The following is a 17,586-nucleotide window of genomic DNA, read 5'->3' as shown; positions in this document are numbered from 1 at the left end:
CTATTCCTCCTGTGCTTCCATCACGCGAAGCACATTTTCCCCCAGTATTTTTCTGATATCGGCTTCGGAGTAACCCCGCTGGAGCAGTCCCGCAGTAATCTTTGGGAAATCACGGCAATCATCCAAACCTTTCGGGGTAGATGTGATGCCATCAAAATCGCTACCGATGCCTACATGGTTAATCCCCGCTACATTCACCATGTAATCAATGTGATCCAGCAAGATCGACAGCGACGGTCGGAGCTGTTCTTTCGCTGTCGGCGGTAACAAGTTATATTTAGCGTCAGTGGAGCGTTTGACGGTATCGTGGACGGCAACATACTTTTTATATAGCTGATTGATTTTGGCGTAGTGTATGGGGTCAAGGAACCCGGAGTAGAAGTTGAGACAGATTACGCCGCCGTTTTCAGCAACGGCTTTGATCTGGTCGTCCTGTAGGTTGCGCGGGTGTGCCATCAACGCATACGCGTTGCTGTGCGACACGAGTATGGGCTTTGTGGTAACTTGCATGACATCGAAAAACGTTTGGCGGCCTACGTGCGAAAGATCGACCATCATGCCCAGTTCGTTCATCCTTCGGACAACCTGACGGCCGAAGTCGTTCAGCCCCTTGTGCTTTAACCGCTGGGGGTTCCTCGCTTCGTCCGTTGCGGAGGATGCCCAGGGTAAGCTGTTGTTCCAGGTGAGCGTAAGGTAGCGTGCCCCACGTTTGAATAAGCTATCGAGGTAATCGATGCGTGATTCGATCATGTGGCCTCCTTCGATGCCGATAAGTGCCGCGATTTTCCCTTGGCTTACAACCTGCTTGATGCTTTTAACGTCGGTCGCCAGCGCGATCGCCCCGGGATAGTCCCGAATCACGCTCATCAATGCGTCGATCTGCTTGTTGGCATAGGCGAAGGCTGTTCCTTCGCCGTATTTTTCGTCGCACCATACGGCAAATACTTGCACATCGACCCCGCCTTCACGGAGACGGGGCAGGTCGGAATGACCGGTCTGGATTCGGCGACCGATGTCCTTTCCCCGCATGACAGATCGGTACAGCACGTCATTGTGCGCATCGATGACGAGGGCTTCCTCATGAATGCGCTGAACTCGGGTATCCTGTGCCAGAGCCTGGCACACCCACAGCATGCAGGCACAACAGATCAAGGATTGTTTTATTCGGTTCATTTCGCGGTATTGATCGCTCCGTAGATGGCATCCTGAATCCTGCTCCTGATGTTGAGCGTGATCAATTTGGAGCTAACAGCCGGGTGCACCCGGTTGGAGAGAAAGATATAGGTCAGCTGTTCTTTTGGATCAATCCAGATGCAGGTGCCCGTATACCCGGTATGTCCATAGGTTGCATCTGAAGCCAGCTTCGACGGATAGTGCTTTGTTGTATCAGGATCCCAGCGGTCAAAACCAAGCCCGCGTCTGCTGGTGGCCGATTGGCGGGAGGTAAACAAATCCACGGTTTCTGCTTTAAAGTATCGTTCGCCGCCGTAAACGCCTCTGTTAAGCAACATTTGCCCATAAATAGCCAGGTCGTTTGCCGTGGCAAACAAGCCCGCATGGCCTGCTACACCGCCGGCCATAGCTGCCCCCTGGTCATGCACATAGCCTTGCAACAGCGTTTTTCTGAATGTCTTGTCGTCTTCGGTGGGCACAATGTGTTTTTTCAGAAAACGCAGGCGCGGCAGATATCCGGCAGTCTGCATGCCCAAGGGGCGGTAAAACTCCCGTTGGATGTAATTCTGGATGGGAATTCCGGTTTGGTGCTCGGCCACTTCCTTCATTACATACATGCTGATGTCGCTATATACATAAGAACCCGATGCGTTGAGCTTGGAATGGAGCATAGTCGGCCACATTACATCTTCGTAATAGCCTGTGCGGATGTAGCAGCCATCCGCCACCTTGACCGCATATGCCGCGGATGAATCCGTGCTGAGGTCGCTAGGTTTCAATTCGCGGTAAAAGGGGATAAACGGGATAAAGCCGGCTTCGTGGAGCATCACGTCGCGCAGCGTGGACCGGTCTTTATTAGTGCCTTGCGCCTGAAGCAGGTAGTGGCCTATGGTGCTGTCGAGATTGATGACACCCCGCTCGGCAAGACGCATGATTGCGGGTGTCGTTGCTGCGATTTTAGTGATAGAGGCCATGTCAAAAATATCGGATACGGCCGTGAGTGTTTGCTTTTCATAGGTATGGTGACCATAAGCTTTCTCGAAAATCACACTACCGTTTCTGGCTACCATGACCACGGCCCCGGGAGTGGCCTGTTCGCGGATGGCTTCAGCCACGATAGCATCAATATCGGCCTCTAAACGTGCGCCATCAATGCCCAATGCTGTGGCATCAGCATACGCAAGCCTCGTCTGCTCGGTGGTAAAGCCGGCACCGGATGCATACCTCGCTGAAAGCGACTGCGGCAGGCGCGCCGTACAGGCAAGCCCACCGAATACGGACATCGCCGAATTCCTTGCGGCCGTCTCAGTTGCTTCCGGGTTCCACAAGATAGGATAATGGATTAAATCGAGTTCATGCAAGTTCGGGCCGCCTCCGAATACGGACAGAACTATCTGCTTGCCTATGGCTTGTGTACTGATAAATTGTAGCAGGCGCTTATCTCCCAGATCTGCCGCATTCACGGCGATTATGACGGTGTTATAGAACTTCAATTGTTTATCGGTATCGCTGAAGCTTGCAGCGTCTGTTGGTTGCTTACAGTGAGCGACAGGAGCGTACCGGGAGAGGTAATCTCCAAATGCGGACAGCACAGGGTTGTTCGGCGGAGTAATACACGCAATATCGCGCTTATCGAGATTGCGCAACGGGATAACCCTTGTTTGGTTATTGAGTAGGACTGTCAAGTTGGTTTTTGGCCGCTGCACTTGTGCAAGCACCGTGTAGCTGCCATGGAAACAACACAAAGTAAGCCATAATAATGAAAGGATTTTTCTCATATGAAAACGAATATCGCTAATTTGCACAAAAAATAGCTATCTCTTGGAATTTTTGTGATTTTTGTGTTTCATTAACCTGTTTCATGTTTAACATCAACAGTTCGTTTTATAAGTTCCTTACGGCTTTGCAAGGCCGGCTGCATACGGAATTTGAGCTAAAGGCGCTCTCGGAAAGCATCTGCTTTTTATATGCCGAAGATCTGCCCATCAGCGTTGTATATTACCTTAGTGGTGCAGAAAGGCGAGTAACGGTAAGTAACGGGACGCGCTGTATCCATGTCGATGAGGACCTATGGATTACAAAGCCGGACATTTTGCTCAGTCGGTTGGCTGCTTTGGGCGGTCAGGCGCGGCGCATCCATGCGAGGAACACCGTGGCTGCGCGTATAGATAAACCCACTGCATTGGCTTTCCAGGAGGAGCACCACCTGCAGGTGTCCTTACCGGGTAAATATCGATATGGTTTGTATCACCAAGGGGAGTTAGTGGCGGCTGCTGTCTTCAGCGGGGGGCGGAAGATGGAAGGCAAGCCGGAAAACTATCGATCTTATGAGCTGCTCCGGTTTTGCCATAAGCAGGGTCTCCAGGTAGTGGGCGGCTTCAGCAAGCTGCTTGACGCCTTCGAACAGGAATTCATGCCGGGAGACATCATGACTTATGCCGACAAGGACTGGTCGGACGGCAGCAGTTACCGCAATACAGGCTTCATAATCGTTGGTGAAATCGAACCCCAGGTGTTTTGGGTAGACACGCGCACCATGAAACGGTATTATGAAAGTACGCTTCCTCCAGATATTGCGAATAAGTCAATTGAAGAGCGCAGGAAGCGCGGATACAACCCTGTGTATAGTGCCGGCAGCATTAAGCTGGTGAAAAGCGTATAAGAACAAGCTGCATTTCGGATGAAAAAGCTGCTGGTCATCCTCGGCCCCACGGCGTCTGGCAAGACACGATTGTCTGTGGAGGTGGCCAAGCGAATAAACGGGGTCATCATCAGCGCAGACTCCCGGCAGGTGTTTCGCGGGATGGACGTAGGCACCGGTAAGGATCTTGATGTCTATGGCGATGTGTCCCACCGCCTCATCGATATCCGTGAAGCGGGGGATGTATACCATGTGTCTCAGTACCGAGAAGATTTCCGGAAAGCCCTTGATACCATCTGTGCAGCGGGGAAGCAGCCGATTTTATGTGGCGGTACCGGACTATATATCCAATCCGTGATACAAGACTTTGCCTACAGCGATGTGCCCGTAAACCCTGCCTTGCGATCGGAGCTGGCGGTTATGTCGATCGAAGCGCTGCGGGTGCGGCTGGGCCAGCTGGTGCTTCCAACTGGGTTTACCGCCGACGTCAGCACCCGCAAGCGGGTGATTCGGGCGGTAGAAATAGCTCATTGGTGTGAGGCAAACGCCCTGCCCATGCAGACGGCTATTCCGAAAGCCGTCGTTTTCGGGCTAAACCCTCCGGTTGAACAGCGCCGCCAAAGAATCACGAACCGGCTCCAGCAGCGCCTCGATGCCGGCTTGGTGGATGAGGTAAGAGGGCTGCTGCAAAAAGGAGTACCCGCCGAGCGACTGAAGTATTATGGCCTTGAATACAAATTCACTACCCAGTACTTGTTGGGCGAACTGGATTATCCGACGTTTTTTGCCCGGCTCAACACCGAAATCCACCGTTACGCCAAGCGGCAAATGACCTACTTTCGGAAGATGGAGAAAGACGGAATAAGGATTCAGTGGTTGAAGGAAGGTCCGGTTGAAGAACAGTGCACCTTTATATTGGCATCCTGGCTCCGGTAACCTGACCTTATGGATTATCTCAGCAGCACAATCGGTTGCGCAATTTAGCACCGATTGTGTTTGCCAATTATCATCCTGCCGCCCCGCGTTGCTATGTTTACAACTTGATTTCTACGTCCTTGCCGTTGAAGAAATGGAACTCGGTCAGGTAATAGGATGCAACCGGTTTTACCTTGATCCATCTCCCGAATTTGAAATACCATTTCATCCGACGGGAAATAAAGCCGGACTTGATAAAGGCATAGATATACGGATGAACACACAGCGTAATGTCCTTTTCGTTCTGCTCTTGGAGGATAAAGCTGAGGTTGTTTTCAATATCATCCATCAAAACGATGCTTGAGCGGATTTCGCCTGTACCGTCGCAGGCCGGGCATTTTTCGTTGGTAACGATGTTCATTTCGGGCCGCACCCGCTGCCGGGTAATCTGTACCAAGCCGAACTTGCTGGGGGGTAGTATCGTATGCCGCGCGCGGTCTGCTGCCATGCATTGCTTAAGAAACGCATGTAGCTCTTTGCGGTTAGCGGGCTTGTGCATGTCGATGAAATCAATGACCACGATTCCCCCCATGTCACGGAGACGCAATTGACGCGCAATCTCCTTAGCCGCTTCCATGTTTACCTGAAGTGCGTTTTCTTCCTGATTTTCCTTGTTGGCCGTTCGGTTGCCGCTATTGACGTCAATGACGTGCAGCGCCTCCGTATGTTCGATGACAAGGTAAGCTCCGCCGTGCAGGTTTACCGTCTTGCCGAAGGCCGCTTTGATTTGCCGCTCCACACCGAAATGTTCGAAAATGGGCTCCTTATGCTTATACAGCTTTACGATCTTTTCTAAGTCAGGTGAAATCTCCTGCACGTAGGACCGTGTTTCCTCATAGATGGCCGGGTCATTCACATGGATATGTGAAAACTCATCGGTAAGGATGTCCCTGAGGATGGTAGAAGTACGGTCCATCTCCCCAAGCACTTTCTGCGAGGGTTCTGTTGAGCGTAAGCGGCTGGTTAGCACTTCCCACTTGGAAATGAGATCCAGTAAATCCTTTTGTAGCTCAGCTACTCCCTTACCTTCCGAAACCGTCCGGATGATGACGCCGAAATTGGACGGCTTGATGCTTTCTACGATTTTTTTGAGCCGACTGCGCTCCGCATTTCCTTTTATACGCTTTGAGATAGATACGGCGCTGGAAAACGGTACCAATACCACATACCGGCCCGCAATGGACAGGTCTGAGCTCAGCCGGGGCCCCTTGGTAGAGATGGGCTCTTTTGCTATCTGGACCGGCAGCAACATGTTGCGGGACAACACCTCTGAAATTTTTCCCGCCTTGTTGATGTCTTTTTCTAACTTTAGACTATCAAGCAGTTTTTCTTTGTAACTGCCGTTCTTTACCAGTTTGGTGAGCTTGATGAGCGACTGGACCTGAGGCCCCAAGTCGAGGTAATGCAGGAAAGCGTCCTTGGAATATCCAACATCCACGAAGGCGGCGTTGAGGCCGGGCATTATCTTTTTTATCCTGCCGAGATAAATATCACCTACAGCGTAGTTGTTGTTTACCTGTTCCTTGTTGAGCTCTACAAGCTGTTTATCCTGAAGTAAAGCGATAGTAACTCCCTTATCGGGAGCTGAATCGATGATTAACTCCTTTATCAACAGCTACTTTTTTTTGCAAAGCGGACAAGTGGCTAATGCAGCCAATGCACCGCTTCGAATAAAACAATAAAACGTTTAATTAACCAACACACCCAATTCTTCTGGTCGTGTTAAATGAGGCAGAGTTCGATGGTGAAATCACGTTCATTTATATACCCCATGCCAGAAGTGGGTACCTGTGTCAGGAAGGGCTATTTCTTCTTATGCCTGTTTTTTCTTAAACGTTTTTTACGCTTGTGGGTAGCCATTTTGTGTCTTTTTCTTTTCTTTCCGCTTGGCATAGCTTAAATTTTTTTAAATGAATAATATAATGATTACTTACTCAATTCGTCGATTTTCCGATTGATGAACTGAGTGAGAGTTGGGTCGGCAGCAAGATCGCGGCTGTTTTCATAAGCAGCGATAGCCTCCCGTTTCAACCCGATGTTTTCGTAGCTTGTGGCTAGGTAAAAATAAGATTCAGCGTCCGGCTGTAATGACACGACGGTTTTAAAGCGGTCGATAGCACGGTCGAACTGGCGCGACTGCATCGAGAACAGTCCTAAGCTCTTGTTTGCTTCGATATGCGAGGGGTCAGCTTTAACCACTTCCTGCAGGAGTGCGATTCCAGCCATAGGGTTGTTCGTGCCGCTTACGTAAGCACTTCCGAGCCCTGTTTTTGCGTCCAGGTTATCCGCGTCAAGCTCCAGGGCTCTTTGGTATGCATGTATTGCCTTTTCATTGAGCGCTCTTGCCGCCAGCGTATCCTGCATATTGGTGTATGACGTGCGATACGCATTACCCGCGTTCAGCCAGTACTCAAACCTGGATTCAAGATTCGCCAGCTCCTCGTAAACGAAACCAAGTGGAGCGGGCCTGTTTACATCGTCCCACTTTGATGCCAGCTGTTGCAACAGGCTGACTTTTTCGGTGTCCGAGGCGGCCTGCAGTTGACGCTCTATATCCGAGATATCCTTAATAATATTAGCATTAAGCCCTTGTTTAGCCTGCTGGGAAACCGACTCGAGGGTGACCAATTGCGAAGCCCCGGTGTTGGCCGCATCGCTTTTATCTTCGTTGACCAAACCTTTGATAGGTTGCGCCAAAAGAAACCCCATAAGTGAAATAGTAAGGGCGACGGCGGCTATCTGTTTGGTCCTTTGCTGCATAGTTGGGTATGATAAATTGCCCGGAAGGGAGCAGAAATTATTTATTGCCTGCCTTTACTTTTTCGACAAAGGTCTTTGCCGGCTTAAATGTAGGCACGAAGTGCGCAGGGATAATGATTGCGGTATTCTTTGAGATATTGCGTGCGGTTTTTTCCGCTCTTTTTTTCACGACAAAACTACCGAAACCCCTTACATAAACATTCTCTCCACTAACCATCGCATTTTTTACCACTTTAAAAAAGGCTTCTACCGTTTCCTGAACATCTACTTTCTCTAACCCTGTCTTATTAGAGATCTCTGCGATAATTTCTGCTTTAGTCATATCTATATTTTTTGTAATTATTTATTTTTCAACACGTAAGCCCTCTCCTTGTTGGGGATGCAAAAGTATCGCTTTAAAACGACATCTTAAAATAAAAATGTTAAAAATTTGTAAATGAATGGCTTTGGCCATTTTTTCGAAAACCAGTGCTACAACGTTTTCGTAGATATTTCCCGGAAAAAGGTGTGTGGGTAAGCCCAATTTTGACTAATATTGGAGTTTAGAAACGATAGACCTTTAATTATTATTATGGAAGGAATACAGCAGTTTTCGTTAGCTGGCAAGGTAGTGGTAATTACCGGTGCCACGGGGGTTTTGGGGGAGTCTTTTGCGCTTGCTACCGCTGCAGCGGGAGCCAAGGTGGCTGTGCTGGGGCGCAACCGGGAGCGCGCTGAGGCTCGCGTTGCTGCCATTACGTCCTCTGGGGGCGAGGCGATGGCTGTCATCACCGATGTGCTGGACGAACAGGCCCTACAGCGGGCGAAAAACGAAATATTGGACGCGTGGGGCACGATCGATGGGTTGGTTAACGCGGCAGGCGGAAACATCCCGGGAGCGACGATCGGTCCTGAACAAAACTTATTTGATACCAGTATTGCCGATACCCAAAGGGCGGTCGAGCTGAACTTATTCGGAACAGTGATACCTACGCAGATATTTGGAAGGGTAATCGCAGAGAAAGGCAAAGGATCCATCGTGAATATCTCGTCGCTGGCCGCGCAGCAGGCAATCACCCGGGTGATGGGCTACAATATGGCTAAATGCGCGGTTGAGGGCTATACTAAATGGATGGCTGTAGAGTTGGCGCAACGATACGGCGACAAGGTGCGTGTCAATGCTATTGCGCCAGGTGTATTCCTCACGGAGCAAAACCGCACGCTGCTCACCAACTCAGATGGATCGTACACCGACCGGGCACAGCGCTTCGTAAATAATACAGCCTACGGCAGGCTTGGCGCGCCGGAAGAGCTGACCGGGGCGTTGATTTTTTTATTGAGTGATGCTTCAGGTTTTATCACCGGCGAAACCATTTTGGTAGACGGTGGATTTAACGCGTGGAGTGGGGTGTGAAAGTGGCTAAGTGAATGAAGAAAGCCGGCGAGCAAGGGAATCAGGCAACGGAGAGGATAAGTTGGAAAATGAAGCGCAAAGAATCGAGATTGACGATTAAGGAGCAACAACGAGGAAGGATAACGCTGAAGGCTGTTAGCTGACGGCTGAGACCAATAAAATGAATGCAAATGATCAAAAAACTTGAACAAACTTGGAGGTGGTATGGACCTGCTGACTCGGTTTCCCTGCAAGACATCAAACAGGCCGGCGCCACAGGCATCGTTACGGCGCTCCATCATATACCGCACGGTGACGTGTGGCCGCTGCAGGATATCCGTGAGCGCAGGGCCGAGATAGAAGCTGCGGGGCTTACCTGGAGTGTGGTAGAAAGCCTGCCGGTGCACGAAGCCATTAAAACGCGCAGGCCTGATGCGGAGCAATACCTTGATAATTATCGGCAAAGCTTGCGAAACCTTTCCCAGGAAGGCATCAAGACCGTTTGCTACAACTTCATGCCGGTCTTGGACTGGACGCGCACGCAACTCGATCTACAGATGAAGGACGGTTCAAAGGCGTTGTATTTCAACTGGAATGATTTGGCCGTATTCGACTTGTTTGTCTTGAAAAGGGCGGGAGCTGAGCAGGACTATTCGGAGGAAATAAAGGAGGAAGCCGAAAAGCGGTTTGACGTGTATACGCAGCAGCAAATCGAGTTGCTGAACAGCAATATCCTGATGGGTATTCCGGGCGAGCGCAGCATCGAGTTGGACGAACTGCGTGAGAGTATCCGCGAATATGGCGCCATCGGTTTCGACGGTCTTCGCCGAAACCTGATTTGGTTTCTATCGGCTATTGCGGACGTTTGTGAGGAAAGCGGTATCCGGATGACCATTCACCCCGACGACCCTCCTTATCCCATCCTGGGGTTGCCGCGCATTGCCAGCAGCAAAGAAGACCTGCTGTACATTATCCGTGAGCTGGATAAGCCGTTCAATGGCATCTGCTTCTGTACGGGCTCGTTGGGTGCTGGCGTATCGAATGACATCCCGGCCATTTTTGACGCGGTGAAGGAGCGGGTTTATTTTGCGCACTTGCGTAATGTAAAGAAAGATGATCAGGGCAACTTTTTTGAGGCTGATCACTTGGACGGTGATGTCAATATGTATACGTTGATGAACGCATTGACGGCGGAAAATCAACGGAGGGATCAAGCAATCCCATTCCGGCCAGACCATGGTCACCAAATGTTGGACGACTTGCAAAAAACCACTGCTCCAGGCTATTCCGCCATAGGCCGTCTTCGGGGACTGGCAGAGCTGCGGGGGCTGGAATTAGGAATTCTTGGACAATAATTGCTACACGAACCGAATAATTATGGCTTACTTCCTCCACGATAACTTCTTGTTGCTGTCGAATACCGCGGTTAGGCTTTACCACGAATACGCAAAGGAATTGCCGATAATTGATTACCATTCACACCTCCCCCCCGATGTGGTTGCTTCCGATGCGAACTTCCGCAACATCACTGACATCTGGCTGGCTGGGGATCATTACAAATGGCGGGCACAGCGTGCCTTGGGTATTGCGGAGCGGTACATCACTGGCGACGCGGATGATCGCGATAAATTCCGGAAATGGGCCGAAGCGGTGCCCTATACTTTGCGCAATCCACTGTACCATTGGACTCATATGGAGCTGAAAAATCCGTTCGGTATCCACGAGCTCTTAGGCCCGGATAATGCAGACGCTATTTTCGAAACCACGACGGCACAACTGCAGGCTCCGGGGTTTTCGCCCCGAGGTTTGCTTGGGCATTTCCGTGTAGAAATGGTGGGTACGACAGATGACCCGGCAGATGACCTGAAGCACCACCAAGCCATCGGCAAATCGGGATTTCAGACGAAAGTACTGCCGACATTCAGGCCCGACAAGGCGTTCCAGCTCAGCCGGGGCGATGCTTACCGGCAGTATATTGAGCGGTTGCAGTCAAGCAGCGGAGTGGCTATTGTCGATATAGACACCTTGTTGGATGCACTATGGAATCGATTATATTATTTCCACAGTCAGGGCTGCCGCATCGCCGACCACGGGCTGAGTCACTTGCCTCATAAGGGTACATCGTCCATTTCTCTCAATGAGGTGTTCAAACAGGTGCTCAGCGGGGATGACCGACTTGCCGCCGAACACGAAGAGGCTTTTACCTATGCGGTCCTATCGGAGCTGTGCAAACTATACCATGACAAAGGCTGGGTACAGCAATTTCACCTCGGCCCACTGCGCGACACCAATAGCAGGAAGCTACGGGAGCTGGGAGCAGATACAGGATATGACTCGATCGGGGATTTCAGGCAAGCGGAGGCCATGCAACAGTTTTTCAACGCGTTGGAGGAAGAAGACCGATTGGCCAAAACGGTGGTTTATAACCTCAACCCGTCCGACAATGCGGTGTTTGCCGCGATGATGGGCAACTTTCAGCGTGAAGGGGTGAAAGGAAAAATGCAATTTGGTTCCGGATGGTGGTTTTTGGACCAACTAGACGGCATGACGCACCAGATAAATACCCTATCAAACATTGGGCTCATCAGCTGTTTTGTGGGCATGCTAACCGACTCGCGAAGTTTCCTGTCCTATTCTAGGCATGAGTATTTCAGGCGGCTGCTTTGCAACCTTTTTGCTGAAGACATCGAAAAGGGGCTTTTGCCCAGCGACATCGCCTGGACGGGCAAGATCATACAGGATATCAGCTATTTCAATGCGAAGAGCTATTTCGGGCTGACCTAATTTTTATTTTTGATATGCACGTCGCGCTGGGGAAATGGAATCTCAATGCCGGCGTTGTCCAATGCCGCCTTGCAGTCGATAATGAGTTGCTCCTGCATTTCCCAGAAGTGTTCATTGCTGGTCGTCACGCGTACAGAAAGGTTGACTGCACTATCACCCAACTCTGTTACCACAATCTGTGGGGCGGGGTCGGTAAAAGCATGCTCGTTGCTTTGTACCACCTCCAATAGCAGCTGTTTAGCTAGCCGGAGGTCCGCGTTGTAGGATACGCCGATGTCAAACCAGGTTCGCCGGGTACCCAACAGCGAGTAATTGATGATGCTACTGTTGGACAGTGAGCCATTCGGAACCACTACCAGTTGGTTCTGTGGTGTGTGCAATTTGGTGGCAAATATGTCAATTTCTTTCACGGTGCCCGACTCACCGCTGCTTGACTGTATGTAGTCTCCCACCCGGAACGGCTTGAGCGTAAGGATCAGAATACCGCCCGCAAAGTTGGAGAGTGAGCCTTGCAATGCCAGACCGACAGCCAGACCCGCAGCGCCGATCATTGCTACAAAAGCCGACGTTTGCACGCCTAATTGCGTAATGATCAGTACAAACAGCAGGATATTAAGCATCCACCTGACGAACGTACCCAGGAATTTCCTAAGCGAAATATCGACTCTCCGCCGTTCAAACATGGTAGTCAGGTACCTCATGAAAATTTTGATCACCCACGAACCTACGAGGAAGATCAATACCGAGGAAATCAGTGCTATTGCCATGCGAGGACCCCACTCAATGGCCGCTGACCAGAATTTTTCCCAGTGATCGTTAAAGTTGTCGAAGGTGACCACTTCTTGATTTTGCATACGAAATAAGTTTGCGATAAGTAGAAAATTAACGATACGTCAAAGGTAAAGGTTATCGATCAGTTATCAAAATGCGATACAGCAACCTGATTTTGGGCCCTCATGATGTGCATTGCCGGCTGCCGCCCTATGGGTTGCTACGACAGATACAGGCGGAGGACGGCAAAGCTACAGGAGATCGAAGCCGATGTCCTTGCGGAAATACTTACCTTCAAAGTAGATGCGTCCGGCATCCGCAGTAGCCTGCTGTAACGCATCGAAAAGAGTGTCTTCCAACGCAGTAACGGCCAAAACGCGCCCCCCGGCGGTGTGGGTGACCCCGTTTTCGTCTTTCGTACCCGCATGGAAGACAATGGAGTCTTTTACGTTTTCAATGTTATTAATCGCTTTACCGGACTCATAAGCTCCGGGATATCCACCAGAAACAAGCATCACCGTGGCTGCGGTTTTTGGGGAGAGTACAAGCGATCGGTCGAACAGGTTGCCCTGAGCTACACCCAGCAAGAGATCCACCAAATCGCTTTCGATGCGGGGAAGCACGCTTTCCGTTTCGGGATCGCCCATTCTGACATTATATTCGATGACATAGGGCTCTCCTGCTACGTTCATCAGACCGATGAAGATGAAACCTTTATAGGGAATGCCATCTTTTTTCAATCCTTCAATAGTGGGAACGATGATCCGTTCCTCTACCCGATCCAAGAAGACGTGGTCAGCAAATGGAACAGGAGACACCGCGCCCATCCCCCCGGTGTTGAGGCCCGTATCGCCTTCTCCGATGCGTTTATAATCTTTTGCTGCGGGCAATACCTTGTAACTGTCGCCATCTGTCAGGACAAACACGGAGAGCTCAATACCGCTCAGGTATTCCTCGATCACTACCCTGTTGCTGGCTTCCCCGAATTTGGCGTCTTCGAGCATGGCTTTCAGCTCGGTTTGAGCTTCCTTTAGGGTGTTGCAGATCAGTACGCCTTTTCCCGCCGCCAAGCCGTCCGCCTTGAGTACGATGGGCAGCCGCTGCGTTTCCAGAAACGCCAGCCCGTCGGCCAAGGTAGTTTGGTCGAACGTCTGCGACGCCGCAGTTGGAATGCCGTGGCGAACCATAAATTGTTTGGCAAAGTCCTTGCTGCCCTCCAGCTGCGCCCCTTGCTGCTGGGGCCCGATGACGGAGATCTTACGGAGGTCTGCGCGGGTGAGGAAATAATCATGAATACCCCTTACCAAAGGTTCTTCCGGACCGACCACCACCATGCCGATATCGTGCTGGAGCACGAAGTCGGCTATTGCTTCAAAATCAGTGACGCCGATGGCCACATTGCTGCCGTAGCGCGATGTGCCGGCGTTGCCGGGGGCGATGTACAGTCGGGATACCTTCTTGCTTTCGGCCATTTTCCAGGCAAAAGCACTTTCCCGGCCGCCCGAACCAATAATTAGGATATTCATCTTGCAAAGATATTTTTTTTGCTTATATTTACCACTATTGGAGGTTGAGAAACCATGTGTATCCTGTTCATCCGTTACTGTATCCTGTCCGTGTTGGTCATCTTTTGGCTTTCCGCGCCAACCGCGCTTGCGCAACAGGGTGCTGTAGACGGAATATTGGAAAAGTTAAATAAATATGCCGATGCATATCCCCAGGAGAAGGTATACCTGCACTTAGACAAACCCTATTATACGGTGGGGGATGACATATGGTTCAAGGGTTATGTAACCATTGGCCCATACAACAACCTTTCGGGCCTCAGCAAGATTTTATATGTCGATTTAATCAATCCGGAAGAAAAAATTGTGCAGTCTATCCGGCTGCCCCTCGTAGCGGGGGTTACCATGGGGGATTTCCGGTTGGCAGATTCGCTAAGGGAGGGCAACTACCGGATTCGCGCGTACACCAACTGGATGCGCAATTTTGACAATGACATCTTCTATGACCGTGTATTACCCATCGGCAATGCTCGCACAGATCATGTGGTCACCCGCAGTTCGTTTTCCTATGAAAACTCCCCAGTTCATAGGGTCAGCACGGCCATCGAATTTACAGATCTGAAGGGCGGCCCGTTGGCCGATATGGATGTCAACTATCAGGTGGTCATGGAGGGACGGAATGTTAGCCGCGGCAGGGAGAAGACAGACGAACAGGGCCGGATAGCGTTTGACTTTGTAAACAAGCAGCCTTTCAACTTGAAAACCGGAAAAGTGGAGCTCACGCTGTTGTCACCGGAAAAACAGGCCATCAATAAGACCATACCGCTGAAAACCACTTCCGACACGAATAGCATCCGGTTTTTCCCTGAAAGCGGCCACCTCGTGGCAGGCCATCTCAGCAAAGTAGGGTTCAAAGGGATGAAGCCGGAAGGTCTGGGCATTGGGGTCAAAGGTTATATTGTAGACGAGAAAGGCACGCGCGTTGCGGGTTTCGAATCGGCCCATGCAGGAATGGGAAATTTCAGCTTTATTCCACAAAAAGGAAGTAGCTATACGGCCGTGGTGACTTACGACGATGGAAGTAAGGTTGAACAGAAGCTTCCCCCGGTGGCCTCATCCGGTTATGCCCTTGCGGTGAACAATGAACTAGATAAGCAAGTGTTTGTGCAGGCCTACGCCTCCGACGATTTGGTAAGCGATCAGGAAATCACTTTGCTGCTCCAGCGAAACGGTGCTGTATTTTATGCCTCGAAAAGCAGGTTGTCAAAAAACGAAGCGGTTTTTTCCGTGCCGCGCGAAAATGTCCCAGCAGGCGTCGTGCAGATTACACTCTTCGGCCCAGAAATGAGGCCGCTGGCAGAGCGTACGATATTCAATGTGAATGAGGCTTCCGTCTTGCCATTAACCGTTGCCACGGATAAGACGGAGTATGGTCCGAAGGAGCGCGTGGCCATACGGATCACTTCCGGCGGGCAAGCGGATACCAGCCGTATAGCGGCGCTATCCGCCGCCGTGGTTGATCTGGCCAAAGTACCAATAGATAGTGCCACGCGGGAAGGAAATATTCATGCATCGTTATTGCTGAGCTCGGATATAAAGGGATATATCGAGACTCCCGAATATTATTTTGAAGAAATGGACGTTAACAAGCGTCGGCAACTGGACAACGTGATGCTCACGCAGGGATGGAGCAGGATAAATTGGCAGGACCTGGTTGCGGGAAGAACTCCCGCCATCACTTACCATCCGGAGCAAGATCTGCGCATCAGCGGCGTAGTGACTAAGCGCGACGGCAAAACCCCGGTGCCCAATGCCACCGTGACCATATTGTCTACGAGCAACTTTGGTGCAGTTATCGATACGGTGACCGGCGACGACGGCCGATTTAGCTTTGATCGCCTGTTGTTTTATGACAACACCAAATTTGTGGTTCAGGCGCGAGATGAGCGTGGCCGTAAAAATGTAGACGTTCGGCTTGATGAGACCCCACTGCAGCAGGTGACCCGCAACCGAAATACGCCTGACGCCACGGTCAATGTGAACCAATCCATCAGCACATATCTTAAGAATACGCAGGAACAGTTCGAAGAAATGGAGAAATACGGACTGAAAGAGCGGACCATATTACTGGAAGAGGTGAAAGTGACGCGTGAAGCGGAGAAGAGCAGGGTCAGGCACTCGAGTAACCTTAACGGCCCGGGCAATGCAGATCAGGTCATTACAGCAGACGAGCTCATGATGGGCTGTCCCACGTTAGACATGTGCCTGCAGGGGCGGTTGCTCGGCGTTGTTTTTCGCAACGGCGTGCCCTACTCTACACGTTCGTTCAACCAACCTATGCAGATAGTACTGGATGGAATGTTTATGGAAGCGGATGCACTTTCCATCATCAACCCGTTTGACGTGGAGACAATCGAAGTGCTGCGTAACATCAGCAATACTGCGATTTATGGTATGCGCGGAGGCGGTGGGGTGCTCATCATCACCACTAAACGAGGGGATAGCGGTGGTTACAACCGCGATTTATATACACCCGGTATCGTTACCCACAGCCCGCAGGGCTACTATGAAGTGCGGGAGTTTTACGCGCCGGATTACAGCGCACCGGCGGACTCGCTTGCGGGCATGCGCTACCTCCGGACCACTGTCCACTGGGCACCCAACATTGTTACCGATAAGGCAGGGGATGCTTCGTTCGAATTTTATACCGCTGACAGTCCGGGCACCTACCGCATTGTTGTGGAAGGGCTAGATGTCGAGGGGCGGTTGGGGCGTGTGGTGCATTATATTACAGTTAACTAAGCAAATGCAAATGGATTTCATCAAAGTAACGGTTGACGAGCGGATTTCCCATATCTACTTAGATCGGGGTAAGTCAAATGCCGTTGACCAGCAGATGTTGGATGAACTCCGTCAGGCGATAGCGGCGGCACAGGACGATCAAGCTGTTGAAGGCATCATTCTGCACGGCAAAGAAGGGTTTTTCAGTGCCGGTCTCGATCTCGTTGCGCTGTATGGGTACGACGAAGCGGAAGTCCGTCGTTTTTGGGTTACCTTTATGGATGTCATCAGCGCGCTTGTCTCCTTTGATAAGCCGGCTGTTGCTGCCATAGGCGGGCATAGCCCGGCGGCTGGCTGCGTGCTGGCGATCTGCTGTGATTGCAGGGTGATGGCCAATGGAGATTACATTATCGGGTTGAATGAGATCCCCGTAGGCATCATCGTTCCGGAAAGCATTTTTTTATTGTACAGCTTTTGGTTGGGGCAGGCCGCCGCCAGCCGTTACCTCTTGGAAGGCAAACTGTTCAAGCCGAAAGAAGCGTTCGAGGCTGGCTTGGTGGACGAAGTGGTCGATGGCAAGAGCATTCGGACAGCCGCGGAGCGGCAATTGCGGAAATATACGCAATACGAGCGGAATACCTGGCGGCAAAGCAAGCGAAACATTCGACGAGCGCTCATCGCTGCGTTTGAATCGGATCAGCAGGAGACGATAGACGCGGTGTTGAAACAATGGTGGTCTCCTGCCACGCGTTCCATTCTGAAAACGGTCATTGACAATCTGAAGAAGTAATTTGGTTGTCCGCCGGTTTGGCAATCTGCAAATT

Annotated in this window: 14 protein-coding genes; 7 read left to right on the top strand and 7 right to left on the bottom strand. The window is 50.9% G+C overall.

Annotation, left to right across the window (positions count from 1 at the left end; genetic code table 11):
• Together ACFOET_RS06090 and ACFOET_RS06085 are read right to left on the bottom strand one after the other, a co-directional pair.
• On the bottom strand, positions 1–1,173 hold the full coding sequence (locus tag ACFOET_RS06090) for a dipeptidase (RefSeq protein WP_379020623.1): 1,173 nt from the start codon (positions 1,171–1,173) through the stop codon (positions 1–3).
• Positions 1,170–2,951 (bottom strand): serine hydrolase domain-containing protein, encoded by a 1,782-nt coding sequence (locus tag ACFOET_RS06085; RefSeq protein WP_379020621.1) that lies wholly within the window; start codon positions 2,949–2,951, stop codon positions 1,170–1,172. Before ACFOET_RS06085 ends, ACFOET_RS06090 begins: the two co-directional genes overlap by 4 nt.
• Positions 2,952–3,034: 83 nt before the next feature.
• On the opposite strand from ACFOET_RS06085, the gene ACFOET_RS06080 reads away from it, so the two are divergent.
• Together ACFOET_RS06080 and miaA are read left to right on the top strand one after the other, a co-directional pair.
• Entirely contained in the window at positions 3,035–3,835 is an 801-nt protein-coding gene (locus ACFOET_RS06080; RefSeq protein WP_379020619.1) for a hypothetical protein, read from the top strand.
• Positions 3,836–3,853: 18 nt separating this feature from the next.
• The gene (gene miaA, locus ACFOET_RS06075) at positions 3,854–4,750 is read left to right on the top strand and encodes a tRNA (adenosine(37)-N6)-dimethylallyltransferase MiaA (protein WP_379020617.1); all 897 of its coding nucleotides are present in this window, start codon (positions 3,854–3,856) and stop codon (positions 4,748–4,750) included.
• Positions 4,751–4,847: 97 nt separating this feature from the next.
• On the opposite strand, the gene ACFOET_RS06070 is transcribed toward miaA, so the two are convergent.
• The 3 genes from ACFOET_RS06070 to ACFOET_RS06060 all read right to left on the bottom strand — a co-directional run bounded on the left by ACFOET_RS06070 (position 4,848) and on the right by ACFOET_RS06060 (position 7,871).
• A complete protein-coding gene (locus ACFOET_RS06070) occupies positions 4,848–6,401 on the bottom strand; it encodes an Rne/Rng family ribonuclease (protein ID WP_379020615.1) in 1,554 nt (517 codons plus the stop codon).
• A 314-nt stretch (positions 6,402–6,715) separates the two neighbouring features.
• The gene (locus tag ACFOET_RS06065; protein WP_379020613.1) at positions 6,716–7,549 is read right to left on the bottom strand and encodes a tetratricopeptide repeat protein; all 834 of its coding nucleotides are present in this window, start codon (positions 7,547–7,549) and stop codon (positions 6,716–6,718) included.
• A 37-nt stretch (positions 7,550–7,586) separates the two neighbouring features.
• Entirely contained in the window at positions 7,587–7,871 is a 285-nt protein-coding gene (locus ACFOET_RS06060) for an HU family DNA-binding protein (RefSeq protein WP_379020611.1), read from the bottom strand.
• A 249-nt stretch (positions 7,872–8,120) separates the two neighbouring features.
• On the opposite strand from ACFOET_RS06060, the gene ACFOET_RS06055 reads away from it, so the two are divergent.
• From ACFOET_RS06055 to uxaC, 3 genes are all read left to right on the top strand, one after another.
• Positions 8,121–8,942, top strand: a complete 822-nt coding sequence (locus ACFOET_RS06055) for an SDR family oxidoreductase (protein ID WP_379020609.1) — start codon at positions 8,121–8,123, stop codon at positions 8,940–8,942.
• A gap of 164 nt (positions 8,943–9,106) precedes the next feature.
• Complete coding sequence (uxuA, locus tag ACFOET_RS06050; protein WP_379020607.1) at positions 9,107–10,276, top strand: mannonate dehydratase; 1,170 nt, start codon at positions 9,107–9,109, stop codon at positions 10,274–10,276.
• A 22-nt stretch (positions 10,277–10,298) separates the two neighbouring features.
• A complete protein-coding gene (gene uxaC, locus ACFOET_RS06045; RefSeq protein ID WP_379020605.1) occupies positions 10,299–11,705 on the top strand; it encodes a glucuronate isomerase in 1,407 nt (468 codons plus the stop codon).
• Here the strand turns inward: uxaC and ACFOET_RS06040 are convergent.
• The gene (locus ACFOET_RS06040) at positions 11,702–12,559 is read right to left on the bottom strand and encodes a mechanosensitive ion channel family protein (protein ID WP_379020603.1); all 858 of its coding nucleotides are present in this window, start codon (positions 12,557–12,559) and stop codon (positions 11,702–11,704) included. The two genes, uxaC and ACFOET_RS06040, sit on opposite strands and share 4 nt — an antisense overlap.
• Before the next feature lie 168 nt (positions 12,560–12,727).
• Positions 12,728–14,002, bottom strand: coding sequence for a phosphoribosylamine--glycine ligase (gene purD / locus ACFOET_RS06035; RefSeq protein ID WP_379020601.1), 1,275 nt, complete (start codon positions 14,000–14,002; stop codon positions 12,728–12,730).
• 54 nt (positions 14,003–14,056) lie between these two features.
• Here purD and ACFOET_RS06030 point away from each other — a divergent pair, with 54 nt between their 5' ends.
• Together ACFOET_RS06030 and ACFOET_RS06025 are read left to right on the top strand one after the other, a co-directional pair.
• Entirely contained in the window at positions 14,057–16,783 is a 2,727-nt protein-coding gene (locus tag ACFOET_RS06030; RefSeq protein ID WP_379020599.1) for a TonB-dependent receptor plug domain-containing protein, read from the top strand.
• A 10-nt stretch (positions 16,784–16,793) separates the two neighbouring features.
• Positions 16,794–17,552, top strand: a complete 759-nt coding sequence (locus tag ACFOET_RS06025; RefSeq protein WP_379020597.1) for an enoyl-CoA hydratase/isomerase family protein — start codon at positions 16,794–16,796, stop codon at positions 17,550–17,552.
• Positions 17,553–17,586 lie beyond the last annotated feature (34 nt).

It is taken from the genome of Parapedobacter deserti, assembly GCF_042646065.1.
Taxonomy (GTDB): domain Bacteria; phylum Bacteroidota; class Bacteroidia; order Sphingobacteriales; family Sphingobacteriaceae; genus Parapedobacter; species Parapedobacter deserti.
Note: the sequence above shows the minus strand (reverse complement) of the source record. Positions and strands in the feature narration are given on the sequence as shown.

Coding starts and splice junctions, on each gene's coding strand:
- ACFOET_RS06090 (WP_379020623.1), bottom strand. CDS start 1,173: ATGAACCGAATAAAACAATCCTTGATCTGTTGTGCCTGCATGCTGTGG.
- ACFOET_RS06085 (WP_379020621.1), bottom strand. CDS start 2,951: ATGAGAAAAATCCTTTCATTATTATGGCTTACTTTGTGTTGTTTCCAT.
- ACFOET_RS06080 (WP_379020619.1), top strand. CDS start 3,035: ATGTTTAACATCAACAGTTCGTTTTATAAGTTCCTTACGGCTTTGCAA.
- miaA (WP_379020617.1), top strand. CDS start 3,854: ATGAAAAAGCTGCTGGTCATCCTCGGCCCCACGGCGTCTGGCAAGACA.
- ACFOET_RS06065 (WP_379020613.1), bottom strand. CDS start 7,549: ATGCAGCAAAGGACCAAACAGATAGCCGCCGTCGCCCTTACTATTTCA.
- ACFOET_RS06060 (WP_379020611.1), bottom strand. CDS start 7,871: ATGACTAAAGCAGAAATTATCGCAGAGATCTCTAATAAGACAGGGTTA.
- ACFOET_RS06055 (WP_379020609.1), top strand. CDS start 8,121: ATGGAAGGAATACAGCAGTTTTCGTTAGCTGGCAAGGTAGTGGTAATT.
- uxuA (WP_379020607.1), top strand. CDS start 9,107: ATGCAAATGATCAAAAAACTTGAACAAACTTGGAGGTGGTATGGACCT.
- uxaC (WP_379020605.1), top strand. CDS start 10,299: ATGGCTTACTTCCTCCACGATAACTTCTTGTTGCTGTCGAATACCGCG.
- ACFOET_RS06040 (WP_379020603.1), bottom strand. CDS start 12,559: ATGCAAAATCAAGAAGTGGTCACCTTCGACAACTTTAACGATCACTGG.
- purD (WP_379020601.1), bottom strand. CDS start 14,002: ATGAATATCCTAATTATTGGTTCGGGCGGCCGGGAAAGTGCTTTTGCC.
- ACFOET_RS06030 (WP_379020599.1), top strand. CDS start 14,057: ATGTGTATCCTGTTCATCCGTTACTGTATCCTGTCCGTGTTGGTCATC.
- ACFOET_RS06025 (WP_379020597.1), top strand. CDS start 16,794: ATGGATTTCATCAAAGTAACGGTTGACGAGCGGATTTCCCATATCTAC.